Below are 22,819 nucleotides of genomic sequence, written 5' to 3' on the forward strand. Positions count from 1 at the left end.
GGAGTGACCCGCACGTGACCGAGACACCCGGCGAGATCGAGCACGGCCGCATCGACCAGATCGACCTGCAGCTGGAGATGCAGCGGTCGTACCTGGACTACGCGATGGCCGTGATCGTGGGCCGCGCCCTGCCCGACGTGCGTGACGGCCTCAAGCCCGTCCACCGGCGCGTGCTGTACGCCATGTACGACGGCGGCTACCGGCCCGACCGCCAGTTCTCCAAGTGCTCGCGCGTCGTCGGCGACGTCATGGGCAAGTACCACCCGCACGGCGACACGGCGATCTACGACGCCCTCGTCCGCCTCGTGCAGGACTGGTCGATGCGCTACCCGCTGGTGTGGGGCCAGGGCAACTTCGGCTCCCCCGGCGACGACCCGGCGGCCGCCCCGCGGTACACCGAGTGCAAGATGGCGCCGCTGGCCATGGAGATGGTCCGCGACATCGACGAGGACTCCGTCGACTTCCAGGACAACTACGACGGGCACACGCAGGAGCCCGTCGTCCTGCCGTCGCGCTTCCCGAACCTGCTGGTCAACGGCTCGGCAGGCATCGCGGTCGGCATGGCGACGAACATCCCGCCGCACAACCTGCGCGAGGTCGCCGCCGGCGTGCAGTGGCACCTGGACCACCCCGAGGCGTCCCGCGAGGAGCTGCTCGAGGCGCTCCTGGAGCGGATCAAGGGCCCCGACTTCCCGACGGCGGCGACCATCCTGGGCCGGCGCGGCATCGAGGACGCGTACCGCACGGGCCGCGGCTCGATCACGATGCGTGCCGTGGTCGAGGTCGAGGAGATCCAGAACCGCCAGTGCCTCGTCGTCACCGAGCTGCCGTACCAGGTGAACCCGGACTCGCTGGCGAAGAAGATCGCCGACCTCGTCCGTGACGCCAAGGTGCAGGGCATCGCCGACATCCGCGACGAGACCTCGGGCCGCACGGGCCAGCGCCTGGTCATCGTGCTCAAGCGCGACGCGGTCGCCAAGGTCGTGCTGAACAACCTGTACAAGCACACGCAGCTGCAGGACACGTTCGGCGCGAACATGCTCGCCCTCGTCGACGGGGTGCCGCGCACGCTGAGCATCGACGCGTTCGTGCGGCACTGGACCGCGCACCAGATCGAGGTCATCCAGCGTCGGACGCGGTTCCGCCTGCGCCGCGCCGAGGAAGAGATCCACATCTACCGCGGCTACCTCAAGGCGCTGGACGCGCTGGACGAGGTCATCGCGCTCATCCGCCGCTCCCCCGACGCCGAGTCGGCGCGCAACGGGCTGATGGACCTGCTCGAGATCGACGAGCAGCAGGCGCAGGCGATCCTCAACCTGCAGCTGCGCCGCCTGGCCGCGCTGCAGCGGCAGGAGATCCTCCAGAGGCACGCCGAGCTCGAGGCCCGCATCGTCGCGCTCAACGCGATCCTCGAGTCGCCCGAGCGCCAGCGCCAGATCGTCAGCGAGGAGCTCGCGACGGTCGTCGACAAGTTCGGCGACGAGCGCCGGACGCACATCCTGCCGTTCGACGGCGAGGTGAACGTCGAGGACCTCATCGCCGAGGAGGAGGTCGTCGTCACGATCACCCGCGGCGGCTACGCCAAGCGCACGCGGGTCGACGCCTACCGCGCCCAGCGCCGTGGCGGCAAGGGGGTGCGCGGCGCCCAGCTGCGCGAGGACGACATCGTCGACCACTTCTTCGTCACCACCACGCACCACTGGCTGCTGTTCTTCACCAACCTCGGCCGCGTGTACCGGGCCAAGGGCTACGAGCTGCCCGAGGGCGGCCGTGACGCCAAGGGCCAGCACGTGGCGAACCTGCTGGCGTTCCAGCCGGGCGAGCAGATCGCCCAGGTGCTGGACCTGCGCGACTACGAGCAGGCCGAGCACCTGGTGCTCGCGACCCGCCGCGGGCTGGTGAAGAAGACCCGTCTGAGCGAGTACGACTCCAACCGCTCGGGCGGCGTCATCGCGATCAACCTGCGCGAGGACGAGGAGGGCCGGCCCGACGAGCTCGTCTCGGCCCGTCTCGTGGACTCCGACCAGGACGTCATGCTGGTCTCCCGCCAGGGGCAGTCCCTGCGCTTCACCGCCTCGGACGAGTCGCTGCGCCCCATGGGCCGCGCGACCAGCGGCGTCACCGGCATGAAGTTCCGCGGTGACGACGACCTGCTGGCCATGGACGTCGTCCGCGAGGACGCGTACCTGTTCACGGTCACCGAGGGCGGCATCGCCAAGCGCACCGCGCTGACGGTGGAGAACTACCGCCAGCAGGGCCGCGGCGGCCTGGGCATCAAGGTCGCCAACCTGCCCGAGGCGAACGGCGACCTCGTCGGCGCCCTGGTCACGGACCTGGACGACGAGGTGCTCGTCATCATGGAGCGCGGCAAGATCGTGCGCTCCGCGACCGCCGAGGTGAAGGCCACGGGCCGCACCACCCAGGGCGTCATCTTCGCCAAGCCCGACAACGGCGACAGGATCATCGCGGTTGCCCGCAACAGTGAGCGACACCTGGGCGACGATGCCGGTACCGTGGGCGAGAACGGTCAGAACACCGACGGAGCCGACGTCCCCGACACGTCGACGACCCCGACCGGAGCGGTGACCGACGACACCGGCCACCGAACCGCGGAGGACGCATGAGCGAGACCCCCCCTTCGATCCCCCCGCGCAAGCGGCCGACCCCGCCTGCCGGCGGGTCCGGGGCGCGCCCCGGAGGCTCGACGGGCACCGAGACCGTGAAGGACGCCGAGCGTCCCGCGGCGTCGGAGAAGTCGGACGACGGGGCGTGGTCGGCGGGCTCCTCGACGCCTCCGACGTACACGGCACGGACGTCGACGACGGGTCGCAGCACCGGCGGCACGTCGAGCGGCACCTCGAAGACGACGTCCACCCCGACGGGTTCGTCGGGCGAGGACCGCCGCGTCATCGGCACGGTCGAGGACCCGCTCCCCGCCGGCTCCGAGGCCACGGGTGCCACTCCTGCGCGCGCCGACGAGCCCTCCCCGCTGGTCACCGCCGTCGACGGGACGACGGAGTGGCTGAAGAAGGCGGCGAGTTCCACCGGTGCGAGCCTCAGCCGGGCGTACGCTTCGGTGACACGCCCCCGGACCGAGGACGCCCAGATGACTGCCACGTCGGCCTCCCCGACGTCGACGCAGGAGCGCGCCGCCGCCCCGCGTCCGACGACCGGTGCCACCGCCTCGGTCCGCCCCGCCACCGGCCGCACGCCGGCTGTCGGGGCCCCGCGTCGGGTGCGGCTCGCGATCTCGCGCGTCGACCCGTGGTCGGTCATGAAGCTCGCGTTCCTGCTGTCGGTCGCGATCGGCATCATGATCGTCGTCGCGGCGGCCGTCGTGTGGTTCACGCTCGACGGCCTGCGGGTCTTCGCCGACATCGACGGCCTCATCCGCCAGATCGCGGGCACCGAGACGCCGATCGACATCATCGAGTACGTCTCGTTCCGCAAGACGATCTCGGCGGCCACGCTCGTCGCGGTCATCGACGTGTTCCTGCTGACCGCGCTCGCCACCATCGGCGCGTTCCTCTACAACATCGTGGCGTCGCTGGTCGGCGGCGTGCACGTCACCATGACGGACGAGTGAGTCGCGGCGGGCGTCGGCGGTTTGGGACCACGGCGCCCCCTGCGGTACCCTCGACCGTCGCGCACACCGGACGCCTCCCCTCGGGGTGGGTCGTCGCCGGTGGGCGCACGGCGGGCCTATAGCTCAGACGGTTAGAGCGCTTCCCTGATAAGGAAGAGGTCACAGGTTCAAGTCCTGTTAGGCCCACGCAGCACGGTGATGCCGTACCACCCCGATGACGGGAGAACGATGAAGAAGCTCCTTCTCCTGACGGCGGCCGCGGTCGTCGGATATGTCGCCTGGCAGAAGTACGTGCAGGACCGCGACGAGCGGGACCTGTGGGCCGAGGTCACCGACACCTTCGAGTGACCTCCCCGCGGCACGAGTGCCGCGACCAGGGGCCATGGCGCAATTGGTAGCGCACCTGCTTTGCAAGCAGGGGGTTAGGGGTTCGAGTCCCCTTGGCTCCACCCAGCAATCCTGAGGACCCTGGTACCTCGCCCGGCCATGATGGGCGGATGCCCGCCCCGTTGCTCGTCGCCGCCGGATGGGTGCTCGTCACTCCCACCACGCTGCCGCCGGTGCTGCGTCCCGGTCTTCCCCCGGTGATCCTCACGCTCTCCGACTGCATCCAGGAGGACCTCCCGCAGCCGCCCGGAGGCACGTGGTTCACCGACCGAGACGCCGCCGACCGGGCCCGGGCCGAGCACGCGCCGCACGCGAGCGTCGTGGGCGTCGCGCTGACGAGCGCCGGCGGCGCTGCGCTGTGCGCGCAGGCGCTCCCCGACCCGTACGGCGCGCTGGAGGTCCTCCGTCGGCAGGAACCGGTCGCCCCTGCGGAGCGGGTCCTGGGCTGGGAGGTCGTCGGCGCGGACGACTGGTTCGACCTGCACTCCTGGCACTGCCACGGGTACGCCGACGAGGTCGCCACCGCGCTCGGGATCCGCACGAACAGCCGCGGCCTGCTCGCGAGCCACGCGGAGGCGAGCACGGTCCTGCACTGGATGCTCACCCGCCCCTCGGCCGAGGCCCCGGCACCGGTCCCCTGGTTCCCGGTCGCCCTGACAGCGTCCCCCGCCGCCGACCGGGCTCTGGCTCACGCTCCACGGCCCTGATCCGTGAGGCAGAGCCCCTTCGATGGCGAGGGGGCTGCGACGTGCCACGATCAGGCCGTGGGTTCCGGCTACTTCCAGCGTGTGTGGTGGCATCACGACTGCCCCGAGGACCCCGTCGTGCTGTGGTCGCACGTCGTCGACGGCTGGGAGGTGCGCAAGGTCGACGAGTTCGCCGAAGGGCGTCTCGCCTGGGCTGACGACGAGCACGAGACGGAGACCACCGGGCTCGGCCAGGTACCGGTGCCGCCACCGGACGAGATTGCCGCCGACCCCCAGTTCACGGTCGCTCTTGTCGATGCAGAGGCCTTCGAGCAGGTCTGGCGTCGGGCCCGGGGCGACGTCTGAGTCCTGACCGTCACCCCGACGGTCGTCGAAAGGGACCTGGTGCTCGGCCTCGAAGGCTGAGGCGTGAGCCGGAGCCCGGTCGGGACCAGTGCGCCGTCCGGAGCCAGACGCTGATCGAGGGGCGAGGGGATCGTCAGCCGGGGCGGTGGGGGTTGCCGGTGACGCCGTAGCGGCGCAGGTGGAAGCGCATGCGGTCGGCGACGAAGAGCTCGGTGCCGATCTCGACCGGGCGGCTCTGGTCGTCGAGCGTGAGGCGGGAGAGGCGGACCAGCGCGGTGCCGGGGTCCACGCCGAGGAGATCGGCCTGGGCCGGGGTGGCGTACGCGACCTCGATGCTCTCGTCGGAGACGGTCGGCGTCACGCCGTAGGTCTCGCGGAAGCAGCGGTAGAGCTGGGTGAGGTCCTGGGCGTCCAGGTCGGGGAACACGGACGCGGGGGCGCGGGTGTCCTCCAGGCTCAGGCCCGTACCGTCGTCCGTGCGGCGCAGGCGCTGCAGGTGGTAGACCGACGCCCCGGCGGCCAGCCGCAGCAGCCGGCGGTCGAGAGGCCCGGCACGCACGAGCTCGACGCGCAGGACGGTCGTGACCAGTCGGACGCCCTGCACGCGGGTGATGTCCGGCAGCCCCTCGATGGTGTTGAGGTTCCGCTCGATCCGGCCGTCGGACGCGAACACCCCTCCCCCGCGGCCCAGGCGCCGGCGCACGTGCCCCGCGGCCTGCAGCAGCTCGAGGGCTTCGCGGAGGCGGGACCGGGTGATGCCGAGCTCGGCGGCCAGGCTGCGCTCGTCGCCGAGCCGGTCGCCGGGGCGCAGCTCCTGGCGGCGCATCATCGCGCGCAGGGTCGCCGCGGCGGCGACGGTCTGCTCGTGCGGCGCACCCGTCATGGCGGTCACCGTAGCGGGGCGCTCACCCCGCGACGGTGCGCAGCGCCCCGTCGAGCTCGGTGAGCAGGCGGGTCGCGTCGTCGTCGTCGAACACGAGCGGCGGCCGCAGCTTGAGGACGTTGCCTCCCCCGCCGCACACGGACGTCAGGACGCGGCGCGCGCGCAGCTCCTCGACGACGTCGAGCGCCACCTGCCGGGACGGGGTGCCGTCGGCGGGGTCGACGACCTCCAGGCCGATGTACAGACCGGCGCCGCGGACCTCCCCGACGGCCGCGTGGTCGAGTCCGCGCAGCCCGGCGAGCAGGTCGGTGCCGACGCGGTCGGCGTGCAGCTGCAGGTCCTCGTCGCGGAGGACGTCGAGCACGGCCTGCGCGGCCGCGACCGACACCGGGTTGCCGCCAAAGGTGTTGAAGTACGGCAGGTGGTCAGCGAACGCGGCCAGCACCTCGGGGCGGGCCGCCATGCCCGAGACGGGGATCCCGTTGCCCATCGGCTTGCCCGTGGTGACGAGGTCGGGGACGACGCCGTGCCGGGCGAACCCCCAGAAGGCCTGCCCGGTGCGCCCGAACCCCGGCTGCACCTCGTCCGCGACGAAGACACCCCCCGCCCGCCGCACGACCTCGACGGCGGGCGCGAGGTACCCCGCCGGGTCGGGGTAGACGCCGTCGGAGGAGAAGATCGAGTCGGCGAGCAGCGCCGCGCAGCCGTGGCCCGCCGCCTCGAGGTCGTCGACCTGGGCCTGGACCTGCGCGGCGAACCACGCGTCGAGCGGCATCCCGGCGGCAGCCGCGTGCCGCGGGTCGGGCTCGGGCACCAGGCGCACCCAGTCGGCCAGCGGCTGCGCGCTGCCGAGCGCGGGCGAGAGCTGCGACACCATCGCGGTGTTGCCGTGGTACGCCTCGGTGCTGATGATCACGCCCCGCCGGCCGGTGAACGCCTGCGCCACCCGCACCGCGAGGTCGTTGGCCTCCGAGCCGGTGCACAGCATCATCAGGCGGCCGATCTCGTCCGGCATCGTGGACAGCAGGTCCGCGGCGTAGTCGAGGACCGCGGAGTGCAGGTAGCGGGTGTGCGTGTTGAGGGTCGCGGCCTGCCGGGCGACGGCCTCGACCACCCGGGGGTGCGCGTGGCCGACGGACGCGACGTTGTTGTACACGTCGAGGTACTCGGCCCCGTCGGCGTCGTGCAGGTGCGCGCCCTGGCCGCGGACCAGGTGCACGGGGTCGCGGTAGAACAGGCGGTACGCGGACCCCAGGAGCTCCTCGCGCCGGCGCGTCATCGCGAGCGTGGCCGGGCTCAGCCCCGACGCCTCCTCGGGGCGGAAGCTGTTGGTGTCCATGATCGTCGAGCGTGTCGCCACCGTGCCGTCCTCTCCTCGTGCGCCGGTCTTCTCGCGCAGGGCCGCCCGGCTCCGCCTCGTGAGGCCCACCATCCTGCGCGGCCCGCGGGCCGGCGCCCAGAGGCGTCGGTAAACGGTTGGTCACCGTCGGGCAGCGGCACGTAAACGGCCGGTGACACGCCGTCGGCCGTGTAAAACCCCCGTTTCGTGCCCCCACGGCACCTTGTCGTGGCCCCGTCCGGCGCGGGACGCTCGCCGCGAGCCGCCCGCTCCCCTCGTCTCGACCCCCACCCGCACGCACCACCCCGGCGGACCCGAGCGAGGACCCCATGACCATCGAGACCACGACCGAACGACCCAGCCAGGACGTCTCGCTCGCCGCGTTCGCGGCCCTGTCGCGCGGCGCACCGGCGCCCTACTGGCTGCACCGCGGCGTCTGCGCGGCGTGGGGGCTAGAGCCCGAGCGGGTCGACATGCCGCTCATCACCGTCTCCGAGAACGCCACCTTCCGCCTCGACCTCGACGGCACCCCCGTCGGCGTGGTGCGGGTCAGCCAGCCCGGGTACGTCGGCGGGCCGGAGGCGATCGCGTCGGAGCTGGCCTGGCTCGGTGCGCTGCACGAGCTCGACGAGGTCAGCCTCATCTCCCCCGTGCCGACGATCCGCGGGCCGTTCACCGCCGTGGTCAAGGACACCCGCGGCAACGGCTGGGCGTGCGTCAGCACCCGCTTCATCACCGGCGAGGTGCTCGAGGACCTGCCCGACCCGGCGCAGTTCTACCGGGTGATCGGCCGGTGGAGCGCCGCCTTCCACGAGCACGCGCGCTCGTGGACGCCGCCGTTCGGGTTCACCCGTTTCACGTGGACCCTCGAGGACATGGTCGGTCCGACGTGCCGCTGGGGTCGCTGGGAGGACGCCGTCACCGACCCCGACGAGCACGCGCTGCTCGCGCAGGCGCAGGAGCGGGCGTTCGCGCTGCTCGCCGACCTGCCGCGCGACGAGCGCACCTGGGGCCTGATCCACGCGGACCTTCGCCCGTCGAACATCATGACCGACGGCGCGACGCTCACGGTGATCGACTTCGACGACTGCGGGTTCGGGTACTACCTGTACGACTACGCGGCCGCCCTGTCGTTCGTCGAGCACGAGCCGTACGCCCCGGCGATGGCCCGGGCCTGGGTCGACGGCTACACCGAGGTCGCACCGCTGACCGCCGACGACCTGCGGCACGCGAGCGCCCTGTCGATGCTGCGGCGCCTGACGATGCTCGGCTGGACGACCAACCACCGCGCCGACGCCCTCCCCGACGGCCTGCACGCCGCCCAGCTGCCCGGCACCGTCGAGGTCGCCCGGCGGTTCCTCGTCTCGCCCACGTGGCTCCTCGACTGACCTGCACCGGCTCGTCCCGCACCGGCTCGTCCTGCACCTCCCGCACGGCACGTCCCGCACCTGCGCGGCCCGCCCACCGGCGTGCCCCCTCCCGGAAGGAACCGTCATGGCTGTCACCGAACGACCCGAGGCGTCGGGCACCGCGGACGCCGACTACTTCGCCGAACGACGGCTGCGCCGCGGCGCGGCCGGCTGGGTGCTGCTCGCCGGCCTCGGCGTCTCCTACGTCATCTCCGGGGACTTCTCCGGCTGGAACCTCGGCCTGGCCCAGGGCGGCTGGGGCGGCCTGCTGATCGCGTTCGTGCTGATGGGGATCATGTACACGTGCATGGTCTTCGGGCTGGCGGAGATGTCGTCGTCGCTGCCCACGGCCGGCGCGGGCTACGGGTTCGCCCGCCGCGCGCTGGGTCGCCTCGGCGGGTTCGCGACCGGCATGGCCATCCTCATCGAGTACGCGATCGCGCCGGCGGCCATCGCGGTGTTCATCGGCGGGTACGTCGAGTCGCTCGGCCTGTTCGGGCTGACGAGCTCGTGGCCGGTGTTCCTGGCCTGCTACGTGGTGTTCATCGGCATCCACCTCGTCGGGGTCGGCGAGGCGCTCAAGGCGATGTTCGCCATCTCCGCGGTGGCCGTGGTCGCGCTGGTCGTGTTCGCCGTCGGGATGATCGGCTCGTTCGACGTCGCGAACCTCTTCGACATCGTGCCGACCGACGCCGCCGGCGCGTCGACGTTCCTGCCGTTCGGGTACTCCGGGGCCATGGCCGCGCTGGTGTTCGGCATCTGGTTCTTCCTCGCGATCGAGGGCGTGCCGCTGGCCGCCGAGGAGGCGACGGACCCCGCCAAGGACATGCCGAAGGGCATCATCGTGGCGATGGGCGTGCTCGTCGTCACCGGCGCGCTCGTCCTCGTCCTCGCCCCGGGCGGGGCCGGCAGCGCCGCGATGGGGTCGTCGGCGAGCCCGCTGCCGGACGCGCTGGAGGCGGTCGGGCAGACCGGGCTGGCGACGTTCGTCAACTACGCCGGGCTCGCCGGGCTGGTCGCGTCGTTCTTCTCGATCGTCTACGCGTACTCGCGCCAGCTGTTCGCGCTCTCGCGCGCCGGGTACCTGCCGCGGTGGCTCTCGCGCACGTCGTCGCGGCAGACGCCGCTGTGGGCGCTGGTGGTGCCCGGCACGATCGGCTTCGTGCTCGCCGTCGTCATCGCCAACGGCGACCAGCTCATCAACATCGCCGTGTTCGGGGCCGCGGTGTCGTACGTGCTGCTCAACCTCTCGCACATCGTGCTGCGCGTGCGCGAGCCCGACCTGCCGCGGGCCTACCGGACGCCCGGCGGCGTCGTCACCACGTCGGTCGCGCTCGTGCTGTCGGTCGTGGCGGTCGTCGCGACCTTCGTCGTCGACCCGGTGGCGGCAGGGATCACGGCCGCGATCTTCGTGGCGTTCCTCGCGTACTTCTGGTTCTGGAGCCGGCACCGTCTGGTGGCCAACGCGCCGGAGGAGGAGTTCGACTCGATCGCCGCGGCGGAGGCCGACCTGCGCTGACCGCACCTGTCGCGCCGGTGCCCCGTCGCCCGGGGCGCCGGCGCTGTCAGGGGCGCCGCGCCCGCGTGAGCACGTCGGCGAGCACGTCGTCGGTGTAGACGGGGACGGGACCGGGCGTGACGGGGCCGTCCTCGAGCGTCGCCCAGTGCCAGTGCGGGTGCACGACGGCCTGGTCGGCCTCGTCGGACAGGCGCAGGTCGAGCAGCACGGCGTAGCGGTACCCGAACCGGCGCTGGATGCCCTGCGACGCGGCCAGCGTGGGGACGACCGGCGCGGAGGCCGCGTCGGTGGTCAGCTCGACGAGCAGCAGGTTGTCCTCGGGGCCGAGGCGCCCGCGGCGGTGCAGGATCAGGTGCGGGGGGCGGTCGGCGTCGACGCCCAGCCGCACGGCCGGCTCGAGCGTCATGCCGGAGCGGTCGTACTCGGCGTCGGTGTCCCAGGTGTGGTCGACCGTGGCGCGCAGCGCCCAGCCGAGCTGGAACGAGACCGTGCGCTCGGACGGGCGGCTGGTGCCGGCGGCGGGCGCGAACAGCGTCCACTCGTCGACGAGCGTGGTGGTCAGCGCGATGCGCACACGGGCCTGCAGGTCGGCGAGAAGCATGGCCGGGACGCTACTCCCGTCGGGTGACCGGCAGGGAGGGACTTGGGTCCGGTTCTTGTCACGTCGAGGTCATGTATCGACCAAGTCTGACGTGGCTCGCGCCACGTCGGTCCGCCGTCTCAGCCCGTCGTCGCGAGCCCCAGCTGGTCGAGCACCGGGTCCAGCCCGTCGATCGTCACGTCGAGCCGCAGCCGGTCCGGGCGCGCGTCCCAGTCGGCGCGGTCCAGCACGTACTGCTGGCTCACGACCGGCTGCCCCTCGCGCGACTGGTGCAGCACGCCGTTCTCGCGGTAGCCGATCTTGCGGCTCACACCGCCCGAGCCCGGGTTGTCGACGAACGCCGACGACGTCGCGTGCTGCGCGCCGAACCCCTCGAACAGCAGGTGCAGGATCAGCAGGCGCATCCGCGTGCCGATGCCGCGGTGGTGGTGCGCCAGGCCCAGCCACGAGCCCGTCTCGGCGCTGCGCGTGACCGCGAACCCCTTGGCGTACATGCCCTGCGTGCCCACCGGGACGCCGTCGTGCAGCACCGCGAGCTCGATCGCCCAGTCGTCCGGGGTGGTACGCGTGCGCAGGCCCCACTGGTACGTCATCACGCTGCGCGCCACCTGCGCCGGGGTGCCGCGCGTCCACGGCACGACGAACGGCATGTAGTCCGCCGGGTGCACGCCCTGCGCCGCCAGACGGGCCAGGTCGAGCAGGGTGCGGTCGTCCGGTGCGCGCAGCTCGAGGTCCCCGCTGCGCACGCGCAGCCCGGTCAGCGGCCAGATCTCGGCGTCCGTCAGGGCGGGGTCCGTCGTCATCCGCGCAGCCTCGCGCGGACGTCCGGGCAGGTCAACCGCAAACAAGGAGCCGCGCGTCGGTGGTGGGCCCTACCGTGGGCGTGTGCCCGCTCCTGTCGTCCACACCCGTGGCCTGCGCAAGACCTTCGGCGACCTCGCGGCGGTCGACGGCATCGACGTCGACGTCGCGCCCGGCGAGTCCTTCGGCTTCCTCGGCCCCAACGGCGCCGGCAAGTCCACGACGATGCGGATGATCGGGGCCGTGTCGTCGCGCACGGCGGGCGAGCTGACGGTCCTCGGCCTCGACCCCGACACCCACGGGCCGGAGATCCGCTCCCGCCTGGGCGTCGTGCCGCAGGAGGACAACCTCGACACCGAGCTCCGCGTGCGCGACAACCTGCTCGTGTACGGCCGCTACTTCGGCCTGCCGCGGCGCACGTGCGCCGAGCGCGCCGACGAGCTCCTGGAGTTCGCGCAGCTCACCGAGAAGTCCCGCGAGAAGGTCGACAAGCTCTCCGGCGGCATGAAGCGGCGGCTGACGATCGCCCGCGCCCTCATCAACCGCCCGCGGATCCTCATGCTCGACGAGCCGACCACCGGCCTCGACCCCCAGGCCCGGCACGTGCTGTGGGACCGGCTGTTCCGCCTCAAGGAGCAGGGCACGACCCTGCTGCTGACCACGCACTACATGGACGAGGCCGAGCAGCTCTGCGACCGTCTCGTCGTCGTGGACCACGGCCGCGTCATGGCCGAGGGGTCCCCGTCGGAGCTGATCCGCGCCCACTCCACGCGCGAGGTCGTCGAGCTGCGGTTCGGGGCCTCGCGCAACGCCGAGGCCGCCGAGCGGCTGCGGACCGCCCTCGACGGGCAGGTGCAGCGCACCGAGGTGCTGCCCGACCGTGTGCTGCTCTACGCCGACGACGGCGAGGGCGTGCTCGAGCACGTCGCGCGCACCGGCCTGGAGCCCACCACCAGCCTGGTGCGCCGCTCCAGCCTCGAGGACGTGTTCCTGCGCCTCACGGGGCGGAGCCTGATCGAGTGAGCGACCAGACCCTCGTGGACGACCCCGCGGCCGACGCCCGCGCGGGCGGCGTCCTGCCGCGCCGGTTCGGCGCCTGGTACGTCGCCGAGCACCAGATCCGGTCCATGCGCGCCTACGGCTGGACGATCGTCGTCGGGTCCGTCGGCAGCCCGCTGGTGTACCTGCTCGGCATCGGGCTGGGACTGGCCGCGTTCCTCGACCAGTCCGTCGCCGACGGCGCCGACGGGCCCGTCAGCTACGTCTGGTTCGTGGCCCCCGCACTCATGGCGTCGGCGGCCGTCGGCGTCGCCATGGACGAGTTCACCTACGCCGTCATGGCGGGCTTCAAGTGGCGGCGCATGTACTGGGGGATCAACGCCTCACCGGTCTCCCCCGGTCAGCTCATGTCCGGCGTCGTCATCGCCGTGGTCGCCCGCATGCTGCTCACCGTCGTCGTCTACTACGCGCTCGTGGTGGCGTTCGGCGCCGTGGGCGACCCCGTCGCCGGCCTCGCGCTGCCGCTCGTCGGCGTGCTCGGCGGCCTCGCGTTCGGCCTGCCGCTGCTGGCCTTCACGGCGAGCCTGGCCGACGACACCGGGCAGTTCGCGGTCGTGCAGCGCTTCGTCTTCACGCCGATGTTCCTGTTCTCCGGCACCTTCTACCCGCTCGACTCCCTGCCGGGCTGGCTGCAGTGGGTCGGGTGGGTCTCGCCGCTCTGGCACGCCAGCGAGCTCGGTCGCTCCGTGAGCTACGGGTCCCCGCCCGGGGCGTGGCCCGTCGGCGTGCACGTCGCGGTGCTCCTCGTCCTGGCGGCAGGCGGCTGGGTGCTCGCCCGCCGCGCGTTCGAGACGAGGCTGCGCGGATGACCGCCACGAGCACGCCCGCCCGGCAGCGTCGCGGCGGTGTCCGCGCCCTGTGGGCCGGCAACCCCGGCGCCGTCGTCGGCCGCGGCATCCGCGCCACCCGCACCAACAACGCCGTCATCATCGCGTCCGGGTTCTTCGAGCCCGTGTTCTACCTGCTCGCCATGGGCGTCGGCCTCGGGCAGTTCGTCGGCGACGTCGACACCCCCGCCGGCCCCGTGCCGTACGCGGCGTACATCGCGCCCGCGCTGCTCGCGGTGTCGGCGATGAACGGTGCCGTCTACGACTCCACGTGGAACGTCTTCTTCAAGATGCACTTCGGCAAGCTGTACGACGCGATGCTCACCACCTCGCTCGGACCGCTCGACGTCGCGCTCGGCGAGATCGCGTTCGCCCTGCTGCGCGGCGGCCTCTACGCCGCCGGGTTCCTCACGGTCATGCAGGTCATGGGACTGAACCTGTCCTGGACCGCGGTCCTCGCCGTCCCCGCCGTGCTGCTCGTCGCCTTCGGGTTCGCCGCCGTCGGCATGGCCGTCACCAGCTACATGACGACCTTCCAGCAGATGGACTGGATCCAGATCGTCATGCTCCCGATGTTCCTGTTCTCCGCCACGTTCTACCCGCTGTCGGTCTACCCCGAGCCCGTCCAGGTGGTCATCCAGGTGTTCCCGCTCTGGCACGCCGTCGAGCTCGTCCGCGGCCTGACCCTCTCCGGGCTGTCCGCCGACCTGCTCGTCCACGTGGCGTACTTCCTGGTGATGATCGGTGCCGGCGTCGTCGTCACCACCCGTCGCCTGCGCACCCTGTTCCTCGACTGAGCGTGCCTCGACCGGGCGCTCGTCGACCGGGCGCTCCCGGGCCGGGCCGGGGCGTGCGCGAGGGGCGCCGCACTCGCGTGCGACGCCCCTCGGGCGTGTCCCTGCACCCCCGCGCGGGACACGCCGGCCGGGCGGATACGGGCCGCCCGGCGTGATCGGTCCCGACCCGGCGACTCGGAGGTCGAGCCGGGCCGGGACCCGTCAGGTCACCCGACCGTGCAGGTCGAGCCGTTGACCGTGAACGCCGTCGGGGACGGGTTCTGGCCGGTGTGCGAGCCGTTGAAGCCCAGGTCGACCGTAGCGCCCGGTGCCAGCGTGGCGTTCCACGCCGCGCCCGTGGCGGTCACCTGCGCCCCGGTCTGCGACCACGTCGCGCTCCACCCCTGCGTGACCTGCTGGCCTGCGGGGAAGGTGAACCGCAGCGTCCAGGTCAGCGGCGCCGTCCCGGTGTTCTTCAGCTTGACGTTCGCCGAGAACCCGGTGTTCCACGAGCTCGTCGCGTAGGTGACCGCGCAGCTCGCCGTGCCCGGCGTCTGGCTGGGCGTGGGGGTCGGCGTGACGGTCGGGGTGGGGGTCGGCGTCGGCGTCACGGTCGGCGTCGGCGTCGGCGTCGGCGTCGGGGTGGGGGTCGGCGTGGGCGTGGGCGTGGGGGTCGGCGTCGGCGTGGGGGTCGCCGTGCCGTCGGGCTCCGTGCCCCAGACGAGGTCGTCGCCCTCGTAGAGCGTGATCGCGGCCGTCTTCACCGGGTCGCCGGTGGCCGGCAGGCCCGTGAACGACGGGTCGTTCGCGGCCGACCACGTCGAGGACCCCGTGACCCGGAACTGGATCTCGCGGCGGTGCTGCGACTGGCCCCCGGGGTGGATGTTCTGGCCCGCGCACGCGATCTCGGCGTAGTACAGGTCGCCGCCGGCGTGCCGCACCGCGCTGGGCTGCGCACCGCACTCCGAGTAGTTGGTCGACACGGAGACCGTCGACGCCGCGGCGCCCCCGTCGAGCCGGAACCAGTACCGGATCGACGCGTCCGTCAGCGACCGGGCCGGGAAGGCGGACCGGTTGCGGATGATCGCCTTGACCTCGGTGAACGCCCCGGTCTGCGGCTGGTTGAGCTTGGCCTCGACGAACAGCTCGTCCTGGTCGGGCGTCTCCGCCGTGGGGAAGCCGGCCAGCGGCGTGCCGCCGTACTCCTCGACGAGCAGCGCGAGCGCCCCGGTGAAGCCGGCGTTGTAGTCGGTCGCGACCTCGTTGGCCACGTAGTCCTGCCGGTCGTCGACGTAGGCGTCGTTGGCCGAGCCGGGACCGCCGACGAGCGCGCCGTAGAGCACGTGCCGGTTGTCCGTCGGCGTGCTGATCGCGTCGGACCAGGAGCCGTGCGCGGTGCGGTGGTGCGGGTTCTTCGGCGGGTTGGTGCCGAAGCCCACGACGTAGGACGCGTTGCGCGGGTTGTCGCCGAGCGCGTAGTCGATCTGGCTGACGCCGAAGTCGTGGTAGCGCGCCTTGCGGGTCGTGTCGCTCGTCCAGTCCGCGTAGACGAGCGCCACGAAGGCCGTGTTCGCGGCGTACCGCAGGGAGCCCCACGTGTCGAGGACGGCCTGCCCGCCCGGCGAGTAGGGCACCCGCTGACCGTTGACGCCCACCGTCCAGTAGTCGAGCCAGCGGTTCGCGTCGTCGACGTAGACCTGCTTGCCGGTCGCCCGGGCCAGCAGCACGTACGTGCCGAACTGCTTGTTGTCCCAGGCCAGGGTCCACTTGTAGGACTTGGTCGTGCTCTGGTTCTCCGTGCCCAGGCGGGCGTACTCGGACTCCGCCTTGGCCAGGTAGGACGCCTCCCCCGTCGCTGCGTGCAGCCAGTACGCGCCCCACACGAGCTCGTCCTGGTAGCCCGACCACGAGCGGTAGTAGGACTGCGCGTCGGTGACGCAGTCGGAGTACGCGCCGCGGTACGTGTCGGCGAAGGTGTACAGCTGGCGCGCGTGCGTGAGCAGCGTGCTCGCGTAGGCCGGGTCGTCGGCCTGGAAGACCATCGACGCCGAGGCCAGCGCGGCGGCGGTCTCGGCGGCGACGTCGGAGCCGGGGCAGGACGCGGTGATCTTGTACGCCGGGCGGGCCATGGTCATGACCTCGGCCGGGCCCCACCACTTGTGGTCGTCGCCGCCGTTGCCGACCTGCACGTAGAGCTCGTTCGGCGCGGTGTGGGCCTTGACGAAGTAGTCGGTGGCCCAGCGCAGGTTGTCCTTGAGCTCGTCCATCTGCCCGGCCCGCTGGTAGCCGGCGGGGCTCTCGAGCGCGCCCCAGGCGAGCATCGTCGCGGTGTACGCCATCGGCAGGCCGAACTTCACGTGGTCGCCCGCGTCGTACCAGCCGCCGGTCAGGTCGTGGCCGACGTCGGCGCCGTCCGTCATCCCGGAGTCCCCGCGCCAGCTCACCACGAAGTCGTCCGGCAGGTCGCCCGAGCGCTGCGCCTGGTAGAAGAACATCGACTTCTGCAGCGCCTCGGCGTAGTTGTACGTGGGCGCGGCCGCGGCGCCGGTGGCGAGCGGCACGCCGAGGCCGGCGACGGCCAGGGCGGCGGCGACGGTGCCGGCCCAGAGGCGTCGTCGGGCGCGGGCAGGACGGGGCATGGCGGGGCCTTCCGTGACGGTCCACGAGCGCGTGGAGCGCTCCCACCTGCCGCCGGCGACCTCGGCGTCGTCGCGGTCAGGTCTCGCCGGATCGTCCCGACGCGCACCCCCGCAGGTCAACGCCCGAAAGGTTTAGGCCCCTGCCGCAGGCACGCAGCGGCCCCCGGCGCAGGTGCGCCGGGGGCCGCTCGGGCGTGCGGGTCAGGAGGCGTCGGTGCCCGCGTCCGGGGTCTTGGGAGCCGAGCGACGGGTGACCTTGCGGGCCGTCTCCTCGGCGACGTCCTTGGCCTCGTGCACCTTCTCCGCCAGGTCCTCCGACGCGGTGCTCAGCGCCTCGCCGGCCTTCTTCGCGGCGTCGCGGCTCTTGGTCACCGCGGCACCGGCGGCCTCGCCCACGGCGTCCGCGGCGTCACCGACGGCGTCCGTCAGGTCCTCGCGCGCGTGCTGGGCCCGCACGCGCAGCGAGTCGGCGCCCTCGGCGGGCTCCCACGGCTCGGCCCACGGGTCGGTCGTCGAGCGCGAGCGCGCCCACGCGAACGCCGCAGCGCCGGCCCCGACGAGCCCGGCGACGACGAGGAAGACCTTCGTGCCCGAGTGCGACCGGTCGGCCTTCTGCGCGGCCTTCGCGGCCTTGTGGGCCTCCTTGCCGGCGCGCTTGGCGGCCTTCTTCGCGCTCTTGGCGACCTTGCCCGAGTGCTTCGTCGCGGCCGCCGCGGCGGCGCCCGACGCGTGCTCCACGGAGGCCCCGGCCTTGGCCGCTGCCTCGTTGAGGGCGGCGACGACCTTCGGGATCAGCTCGTCGACCAGCTTGTCGTGCGCGGTGTCGATCGCCGGCGTCGCCTTCTGCGCGGCCTTCTCGACCTGCGGCGCGGTCGCCTTCACCGACTCCTTGTAGAGGTGCTCCATGCGGGGCAGGAGCCAGTCGATGAACGCCTCGACGCGCGGGGTCGTCCAGTCCTTGGCGTGCCCTGCTGCGTCCGAGGCCCTCACCGCGGCGTCCTTGGCGCCCTCCCGGGCGTGGGACGCGGCGTCGGCGAACGTCGCGCCGAGGTCCGCCGCCTGGCCCTTGAGGCGCTCGGCGTCGACGTCGATCTTCGGACGATGGGTGAAACTCATGGCCACTCCCGACGGGTCGTACGGTCCTGGGGCTGTGACCTCCCACTCTGCCACCGTGGGCCTGACTTCGCCCTTCGCACGCGCGCAGCGCGCCGACGATGGGAGACTGGGCGCATGTTCGCGACCATCCACACCTCCGCCGGTGACATCCGGGTCGAGCTCTTCGAGAACCACGCCCCGCGCACCGTCGAGAACTTCGTCGGTCTCGCCCAGGGCACCATCGAGTGGACCGACCCCACGTCCGGCCAGCCGCGCACCGACCCGCTCTACAAGGACCTCGTGTTCCACCGCGTGATCGAGGGCTTCATGATCCAGGGCGGCGACCCGCTCGGGAACGGCCGTGGCGGCCCGGGCTACACCTTCGACGACGAGATCCACCCCGAGCTCAGCTTCAACGAGCCCTACCTGCTCGCGATGGCGAACGCCGGCAAGCGCATGGACCCCGTGACCGGCAAGGTCGGTGGCACCAACGGCTCGCAGTTCTTCGTCTCCGTCGCGGCCACGACGTGGCTCAACGGCAAGCACACGATCTTCGGCAAGGTCGCCGACGACGCGAGCCGTGCGGTCGTCGACGCGATCGCGACGACGCCCGTGCGCCCCGGCGACCGTCCGGTCCAGGACGTCGTCCTCACGTCGGTCACCGTCGAGGACTGATCATCAGCACGCCCACCCCGGGCCCGTCCGTGCCCGAGCCCCCCGCCCGCCCCGTCGACCCGACGGCGGCGGGCGGCGGGCTGCCCGGGGCGGGCACCCACCCCGCGGACGCCGCCGAGCCCGTCTGCCCGCGGCACCCCGACCGCGTCGCGTACGTCCGCTGCCAGCGGTGCGCGCGCCCGGCCTGCCCGGAGTGCCAGCGCCCCGCGGCCGTGGGCGTGCACTGCATGGACTGCGTGGCCGCCGCCGCGAAGACCGTCCGCACGGGGCGCACCGTCTTCGGCGGCCGGCTGCACCAGGGCCGTCCGGTCGTGACGATCACGATCATCGCGCTGTGCGCCGCCAGCTACGTCGCCCAGCTCGCGACGGGGTGGTGGACCGACGCGTGGGCGTTCAACCCGGTGTACGGCGCCTTCGAGCCCTGGCGCTTCCTCACCGCGGCGTTCCTGCACTCTCCCGGGCAGCTCTTCCACATCCTGTTCAACATGATCGCGCTGTGGATGGTCGGCCCGTACCTCGAGCAGACGCTCGGGCGGGCGCGCTACGCCACGCTCTACCTGCTCAGCGCGATCGGCGGCTCCGTCGCCGCCGTCCTGCTCGCCCCGCTGCTGGGCTGGGACCAGTGGATGGTCGGCGCGTCGGGGGCCGTGTTCGGCCTCTTCGGTGCCGTCCTCGTGGTGCTGCGGCGCCTGGGCCGGGACGCCGGGGGGATCGTCGGCATCCTCGTGATCAACGGCGTGCTCGGGTTCGTCCTGCCGAACGTCGCCTGGCAGGCGCACCTCGGCGGGCTGCTCGTCGGCGCCGCCCTGGGTGCCGCCTACGCCTACGCCCCGCGCGAGCGCCGCACCCTCGTCGCCGTGGGGGCCACCGTCGTGGTGAGCGCCGTGCTGGTGGTCTCCACGCTCGTGGCGTACGCCGCCGTCGGCCTCGTCTGACCGCACGGCAGGGCTGACCGGCGTCGGGACGGGCCCTCGTGGCGCGCCCTGCCCGATTCGCCCGGGTATGACCGTCCCCAGGTTTGCTCACACCTGGGGAACGGCGGCCCCGGCCTGGGGAATCACAACGGTGCAACTATCCACATGCTTGTGCACGACGTGGGGACGAGGCCCCTCATCCTGTGGACGACGCTGTGGAGAAGTCCGTCACCCTGTGGACGACGACGTGCTCAGCGCCACCGCGTGAGCATGCCGAAGCCCACGATGATGAAGCCGAAGCCCACCGCGAGGTTCCACTGCCCGAGCGCCGCCACCGGGTACGCGGTGCTCGTCAGGTAGGTCGTCACCAGCCAGACCAGGCCGAAGATCATCAGGCCCAGCGACGTCGGCAGGAACCACCGCGGCAGCGGCTTCGGTGCAGACGCCTTGGTGGGCGGAGGCGTGTACGTCGCCTTCTTGCGCGACTTCGACTCGGGCACGGCGGTGCTCCTCACGTGGACTCGACGCCGGCGTGGCCCCCACGACGCGTCGTGACGGGTGCCGGTGGGCACTCGTCCGTCGCACGGGCCCCGCCCGGCGCCGGACGTGACCTAGCGTAGTGCCGTGCACCGCGCGTCCGTCGCGGTGCCGCACGCGCGCACCCGCGCGAGAGCAGCCGTGAGGGAGACGCCGGTGAACCAGCACCTGCACCGCGCCCCCGTCGCCGCGCCCCCCGACGCCGCCGCGGTGCCCCCGAGCGGTCGTGACGGCCGCTGGTGGCCCCCACGCCGGATCGCTCGCGGAGCCCTCGCCGTCGGCCTCGTGCTTGCGCTGTCGGGCCTGATGTTCACCGTCAACGCCCGTGCCTCCGCCGACGGCGGCTCGCGCCACCCGCAGAACCTCGCCGAGCTCTCCCAGCAGGAGGCCGCCACCGTCGAGCGCCTCTCGTCCGAGGTCGACACGCTGCGCGCCGCCGTCGAGCGGCTCACCGACGAGCAGAACGCCGCCGCCGGCCTCACGCCCGAGCCGGCGACCGCGGGCCAGCTCGTCGCCGGCGGGACCGTGCCCGTCACCGGGCCGGGGCTCACGGTCGTCCTCGACGACGCCCCCGTCGAGTCGCGACGCACCGACGTCAACCCCGACCTCCTCGTCGTCCACCAGCAGGACCTGCAGTCCGTCATGAACGCGCTCTGGGCGGGCGGGGCCGAGGCCATGGGCCTCATGGACCAGCGCGTCATCGCCACGAGCGCCTTCCGCTGCGTCGGCAACGTGCTGCGCCTGCACGGGCGCATCTACTCCCCGCCCTACGTCGTCCAGGCCGTCGGCGACCCCGTGCGCCTGCGCGCCGCCCTGGCCGCGTCCCCCGCCGTGGCCGGGTACGTGCGTGACGCCGGCGACCTCGGGCTGGGCTGGTCGGTCCAGGACCAGACCGCTCTCGAGCTGCCCGCCTACTCCGGCGCCACCGAGCTGACGTGGGCCGACGTCCCCGACGGCGTCGACGTGCTGCCCGGCCTCCCCGCCGACGAGGAGACCACGTGACCACCGCTGCCCCCGCCCGCACGACGCGGCGGGACCGTCCGCCCGCGCACGCCCGCGCGCCCCGTCCCGGCCGGGGCAGCTCGGTCGCCTACGGGGTGGTCGGGGTCGTCGGCGAGCTGCTCATCACCCTCGGCGTGCTCCTGCTCGGGTTCCTGCTGTGGCAGCTGTGGTGGACGGACGTCGAGGCCGACCGCGTGCAGGCCGACATCGTGCAGTCCCTGCCCTTCGAGCCGGCACCGACCGCCGACGCCGCAGCCGAGGGCCCCGACATCGCCGAGCCGCGCCGCGACGAGCCGCCGGTGGCACCCGTGCCCGCGCACGCCGAGTCGTTCGCGACGCTCCAGGTGCCCCGCTGGGCGGGTGAGCCCGAGCGGCCGATCAGCGAGGGCACGGACCGCGAGACCGTCCTCGACGTCCTCGGCATCGGCCGCTACGAGGGCACCGCGATGCCCGGCGAGGTCGGCAACTTCGCGCTCGCCGCGCACCGCGTGACCTACGGCAAGCCGTTCAACCGCATCGAGGAGCTGCAGACCGGCGACCCGCTCGTCGTCCGCACCGCGGACACCTGGTACGTGTACCGCGTCACGTCCACGCAGGTCGTCCTGCCGTCCCAGGTCGACGTCATCGCCCCGACGCCGAACCAGCCCGGCGTGGCGCCCACGGATCGGTCGATCACCCTCACGACCTGCCACCCGATGTTCTCGGCGCGCGAGCGGTACATCGTCCACGGCGTGCTGGACTACTGGGCGCCCGTGGCCGACGGCACCCCCGCCGAGCTGCTCCCGGACGCCTGACGCGTGACCACCGCGCGGACGGCGGCTGGGCACCACGACCAAGGAGGCTCATGATGTACGGATGGCTGTGGCGGCACCTGCCCGGCCCGACGCCCGTGCGCGCGGTCCTCGCGCTCGCGCTCGCGGCGGCGGTCGTCGCGGCGTGCTTCCTGTGGGTGTACCCCGCGGTCGCCCCGTACATGCCCTTCAACGAGACCACGGTGGGTGAGTGACGTGACGCGGATCCTCGTCGTCGACAACTACGACTCGTTCGTCTACACGATCGTCGGCTACCTCGACCAGCTCGGCGCCAAGACGGAGGTCGTCCGCAACGACGCCGTGCCGTCGGCCGCCGAGCGTGCGGGCTACGACGGCGTGCTCGTCTCGCCCGGCCCCGGCACCCCTGCCGACGCGGGCCAGAGCATGCAGGTCATCCGGGACTGCGCGCAGGCGGGCACGCCCATGCTCGGCGTGTGCCTGGGCCACCAGGCCCTGGGGGAGGTCTTCGGCGGCACCGTCACGCACGCCCCCGAGCTCATGCACGGCAAGACCAGCCAGGTGGAGCACGACGGCACCGGGGTGCTCGCCGGCCTGCCGTCGCCGTTCACCGCGACGCGGTACCACTCGCTCGCGGTCGTCGACGGCACGTGCTCGGACGAGCTGGTCGTCACCGCGCGCGCGAACGGCATCATCATGGGCCTGCAGCACCGTGAGCTGCCGCTGCACGGCGTGCAGTTCCACCCCGAGTCGGTGCTCACCGAGGGCGGGCACCGGCTGCTGGCCAACTGGTTGACGCTGTGCGGCGCGCAGGACGCCGTCGAGCGCTCCGTGGGCCTGCACCCGCTCGTCCGGCTCTGACGGCCCCGCGGCCCGCGCTGCGGCCGCCGCGGACCCCGACGCACGAAGGGCCCCGCGACCATGGGGTCGCGGGGCCCTTCGTCAGTC

Annotated in this window: 23 protein-coding genes and 2 tRNA genes; 18 read left to right on the plus strand and 7 right to left on the minus strand. The window is 72.9% G+C overall.

Going from position 1 to position 22,819, the window contains the following annotated elements:
• Positions 1-14: 14 nt before the first annotated feature.
• The 7 genes from gyrA (at position 15) to BKA21_RS11115 (ending at position 5,025) form a co-directional block, all read left to right on the plus strand.
• The gene (gyrA, locus tag BKA21_RS11090; protein ID WP_140458246.1) at positions 15-2,624 is read left to right on the plus strand and encodes a DNA gyrase subunit A; all 2,610 of its coding nucleotides are present in this window, start codon (positions 15-17) and stop codon (positions 2,622-2,624) included.
• Positions 2,621-3,586, plus strand: a complete 966-nt coding sequence (locus tag BKA21_RS11095; RefSeq protein WP_140458247.1) for a DUF3566 domain-containing protein — start codon at positions 2,621-2,623, stop codon at positions 3,584-3,586. The genes gyrA and BKA21_RS11095 overlap by 4 nt, the downstream gene beginning before the upstream one ends.
• Before the next feature lie 112 nt (positions 3,587-3,698).
• Positions 3,699-3,772 (plus strand) — tRNA-Ile (locus BKA21_RS11100).
• Between the two features lie 42 nt (positions 3,773-3,814).
• Positions 3,815-3,934 (plus strand): DLW-39 family protein, encoded by a 120-nt coding sequence (locus BKA21_RS19085; protein WP_218887003.1) that lies wholly within the window; start codon positions 3,815-3,817, stop codon positions 3,932-3,934.
• Positions 3,935-3,962: 28 nt separating this feature from the next.
• Positions 3,963-4,035, plus strand: a tRNA-Ala gene (locus tag BKA21_RS11105).
• A gap of 48 nt (positions 4,036-4,083) precedes the next feature.
• A complete protein-coding gene (locus BKA21_RS11110; RefSeq protein WP_140458248.1) occupies positions 4,084-4,680 on the plus strand; it encodes a hypothetical protein in 597 nt (198 codons plus the stop codon).
• A 57-nt stretch (positions 4,681-4,737) separates the two neighbouring features.
• Positions 4,738-5,025: a DUF6881 domain-containing protein gene (locus tag BKA21_RS11115; RefSeq protein ID WP_140458249.1), complete on the plus strand. Its 288-nt coding sequence runs from the start codon at positions 4,738-4,740 to the stop codon at positions 5,023-5,025.
• A gap of 133 nt (positions 5,026-5,158) precedes the next feature.
• Here the strand turns inward: BKA21_RS11115 and BKA21_RS11120 are convergent, their stop codons facing one another.
• Both BKA21_RS11120 and BKA21_RS11125 read right to left on the minus strand, forming a co-directional pair.
• Entirely contained in the window at positions 5,159-5,908 is a 750-nt protein-coding gene (locus tag BKA21_RS11120) for a GntR family transcriptional regulator (RefSeq protein WP_140458250.1), read from the minus strand.
• 22 nt (positions 5,909-5,930) lie between these two features.
• Positions 5,931-7,268: an aspartate aminotransferase family protein gene (locus BKA21_RS11125; RefSeq protein ID WP_140458251.1), complete on the minus strand. Its 1,338-nt coding sequence runs from the start codon at positions 7,266-7,268 to the stop codon at positions 5,931-5,933.
• 308 nt (positions 7,269-7,576) lie between these two features.
• Here BKA21_RS11125 and BKA21_RS11130 point away from each other — a divergent pair, with 308 nt between their 5' ends.
• Both BKA21_RS11130 and eat read left to right on the plus strand, forming a co-directional pair.
• Complete coding sequence (locus BKA21_RS11130; RefSeq protein WP_140458252.1) at positions 7,577-8,635, plus strand: phosphotransferase enzyme family protein; 1,059 nt, start codon at positions 7,577-7,579, stop codon at positions 8,633-8,635.
• 106 nt (positions 8,636-8,741) lie between these two features.
• On the plus strand, positions 8,742-10,175 hold the full coding sequence (eat, locus tag BKA21_RS11135; protein WP_140458253.1) for an ethanolamine permease: 1,434 nt from the start codon (positions 8,742-8,744) through the stop codon (positions 10,173-10,175).
• Between the two features lie 46 nt (positions 10,176-10,221).
• Here the strand turns inward: eat and BKA21_RS11140 are convergent, their stop codons facing one another.
• Together BKA21_RS11140 and BKA21_RS11145 are read right to left on the minus strand one after the other, a co-directional pair.
• Positions 10,222-10,776 carry a hypothetical protein gene (locus tag BKA21_RS11140; RefSeq protein ID WP_140458254.1) on the minus strand — a complete coding sequence of 185 codons (555 nt, stop codon included), beginning with the start codon at positions 10,774-10,776 and terminating at the stop codon, positions 10,222-10,224.
• 119 nt (positions 10,777-10,895) lie between these two features.
• On the minus strand, positions 10,896-11,579 hold the full coding sequence (locus tag BKA21_RS11145; RefSeq protein ID WP_140458255.1) for a GNAT family N-acetyltransferase: 684 nt from the start codon (positions 11,577-11,579) through the stop codon (positions 10,896-10,898).
• Positions 11,580-11,661: 82 nt separating this feature from the next.
• Between BKA21_RS11145 and BKA21_RS11150 the strand changes: the two genes are divergently transcribed.
• From BKA21_RS11150 to BKA21_RS11160, 3 genes are read left to right on the plus strand one after another with little or no spacing between them, the layout of a single operon-like run.
• Entirely contained in the window at positions 11,662-12,600 is a 939-nt protein-coding gene (locus BKA21_RS11150; RefSeq protein ID WP_140458256.1) for an ABC transporter ATP-binding protein, read from the plus strand.
• Positions 12,597-13,445: an ABC transporter permease gene (locus BKA21_RS11155; RefSeq protein WP_140458257.1), complete on the plus strand. Its 849-nt coding sequence runs from the start codon at positions 12,597-12,599 to the stop codon at positions 13,443-13,445. The genes BKA21_RS11150 and BKA21_RS11155 overlap by 4 nt, the downstream gene beginning before the upstream one ends.
• Entirely contained in the window at positions 13,442-14,260 is an 819-nt protein-coding gene (locus tag BKA21_RS11160; RefSeq protein WP_140458258.1) for an ABC transporter permease, read from the plus strand. Before BKA21_RS11155 ends, BKA21_RS11160 begins: the two co-directional genes overlap by 4 nt.
• Positions 14,261-14,466: 206 nt before the next feature.
• On the opposite strand, the gene BKA21_RS11165 is transcribed toward BKA21_RS11160, so the two are convergent.
• Positions 14,467-16,878, minus strand: a complete 2,412-nt coding sequence (locus BKA21_RS11165; RefSeq protein ID WP_140458259.1) for a glycoside hydrolase family 9 protein — start codon at positions 16,876-16,878, stop codon at positions 14,467-14,469.
• A gap of 201 nt (positions 16,879-17,079) precedes the next feature.
• A complete protein-coding gene (locus tag BKA21_RS11170) occupies positions 17,080-17,994 on the minus strand; it encodes a hypothetical protein (protein WP_140458260.1) in 915 nt (304 codons plus the stop codon).
• A 114-nt stretch (positions 17,995-18,108) separates the two neighbouring features.
• Here BKA21_RS11170 and BKA21_RS11175 point away from each other — a divergent pair, with 114 nt between their 5' ends.
• Together BKA21_RS11175 and BKA21_RS11180 are read left to right on the plus strand one after the other, a co-directional pair.
• Positions 18,109-18,648, plus strand: coding sequence for a peptidylprolyl isomerase (locus BKA21_RS11175; protein ID WP_140458261.1), 540 nt, complete (start codon positions 18,109-18,111; stop codon positions 18,646-18,648).
• A 29-nt stretch (positions 18,649-18,677) separates the two neighbouring features.
• Positions 18,678-19,583 carry a rhomboid family intramembrane serine protease gene (locus BKA21_RS11180; RefSeq protein WP_308439109.1) on the plus strand — a complete coding sequence of 302 codons (906 nt, stop codon included), beginning with the start codon at positions 18,678-18,680 and terminating at the stop codon, positions 19,581-19,583.
• A 230-nt stretch (positions 19,584-19,813) separates the two neighbouring features.
• On the opposite strand, the gene BKA21_RS11185 is transcribed toward BKA21_RS11180, so the two are convergent.
• Complete coding sequence (locus BKA21_RS11185) at positions 19,814-20,077, minus strand: cell division protein CrgA (RefSeq protein ID WP_373367007.1); 264 nt, start codon at positions 20,075-20,077, stop codon at positions 19,814-19,816.
• A gap of 178 nt (positions 20,078-20,255) precedes the next feature.
• On the opposite strand from BKA21_RS11185, the gene BKA21_RS11190 reads away from it, so the two are divergent.
• Genes BKA21_RS11190 through BKA21_RS11205 form a run of 4 tightly spaced genes read left to right on the plus strand, consistent with a single transcriptional unit; the run spans position 20,256 to position 22,732 of the window.
• Positions 20,256-21,101, plus strand: a complete 846-nt coding sequence (locus BKA21_RS11190) for a DUF881 domain-containing protein (protein WP_239073026.1) — start codon at positions 20,256-20,258, stop codon at positions 21,099-21,101.
• Positions 21,098-21,895, plus strand: coding sequence for a class E sortase (locus BKA21_RS11195; RefSeq protein WP_140458262.1), 798 nt, complete (start codon positions 21,098-21,100; stop codon positions 21,893-21,895). The genes BKA21_RS11190 and BKA21_RS11195 overlap by 4 nt, the downstream gene beginning before the upstream one ends.
• 53 nt (positions 21,896-21,948) lie before the next feature.
• Positions 21,949-22,107: a hypothetical protein gene (locus BKA21_RS11200; RefSeq protein WP_179625357.1), complete on the plus strand. Its 159-nt coding sequence runs from the start codon at positions 21,949-21,951 to the stop codon at positions 22,105-22,107.
• Between the two features lies 1 nt (position 22,108).
• Entirely contained in the window at positions 22,109-22,732 is a 624-nt protein-coding gene (locus BKA21_RS11205) for an aminodeoxychorismate/anthranilate synthase component II (RefSeq protein ID WP_140458475.1), read from the plus strand.
• Positions 22,733-22,819: the final 87 nt, after the last annotated feature.

Source organism: Cellulomonas oligotrophica (assembly GCF_013409875.1).
Classification (GTDB): domain Bacteria; phylum Actinomycetota; class Actinomycetes; order Actinomycetales; family Cellulomonadaceae; genus Cellulomonas; species Cellulomonas oligotrophica.

What these genes read in the sequence shown, in the direction of transcription:
- BKA21_RS11095 (WP_140458247.1), top strand. Translation starts at nt 2,621, where the DNA reads ATGAGCGAGACCCCCCCTTCGATCCCCCCGCGCAAGCGGCCGACCCCG.
- BKA21_RS19085 (WP_218887003.1), top strand. Translation starts at nt 3,815, where the DNA reads ATGAAGAAGCTCCTTCTCCTGACGGCGGCCGCGGTCGTCGGATATGTC.
- BKA21_RS11110 (WP_140458248.1), top strand. Translation starts at nt 4,084, where the DNA reads ATGCCCGCCCCGTTGCTCGTCGCCGCCGGATGGGTGCTCGTCACTCCC.
- BKA21_RS11120 (WP_140458250.1), bottom strand. Translation starts at nt 5,908, where the DNA reads ATGACGGGTGCGCCGCACGAGCAGACCGTCGCCGCCGCGGCGACCCTG.
- BKA21_RS11130 (WP_140458252.1), top strand. Translation starts at nt 7,577, where the DNA reads ATGACCATCGAGACCACGACCGAACGACCCAGCCAGGACGTCTCGCTC.
- eat (WP_140458253.1), top strand. Translation starts at nt 8,742, where the DNA reads ATGGCTGTCACCGAACGACCCGAGGCGTCGGGCACCGCGGACGCCGAC.
- BKA21_RS11140 (WP_140458254.1), bottom strand. Translation starts at nt 10,776, where the DNA reads ATGCTTCTCGCCGACCTGCAGGCCCGTGTGCGCATCGCGCTGACCACC.
- BKA21_RS11145 (WP_140458255.1), bottom strand. Translation starts at nt 11,579, where the DNA reads ATGACGACGGACCCCGCCCTGACGGACGCCGAGATCTGGCCGCTGACC.
- BKA21_RS11160 (WP_140458258.1), top strand. Translation starts at nt 13,442, where the DNA reads ATGACCGCCACGAGCACGCCCGCCCGGCAGCGTCGCGGCGGTGTCCGC.
- BKA21_RS11165 (WP_140458259.1), bottom strand. Translation starts at nt 16,878, where the DNA reads ATGCCCCGTCCTGCCCGCGCCCGACGACGCCTCTGGGCCGGCACCGTC.
- BKA21_RS11170 (WP_140458260.1), bottom strand. Translation starts at nt 17,994, where the DNA reads ATGAGTTTCACCCATCGTCCGAAGATCGACGTCGACGCCGAGCGCCTC.
- BKA21_RS11175 (WP_140458261.1), top strand. Translation starts at nt 18,109, where the DNA reads ATGTTCGCGACCATCCACACCTCCGCCGGTGACATCCGGGTCGAGCTC.
- BKA21_RS11200 (WP_179625357.1), top strand. Translation starts at nt 21,949, where the DNA reads ATGTACGGATGGCTGTGGCGGCACCTGCCCGGCCCGACGCCCGTGCGC.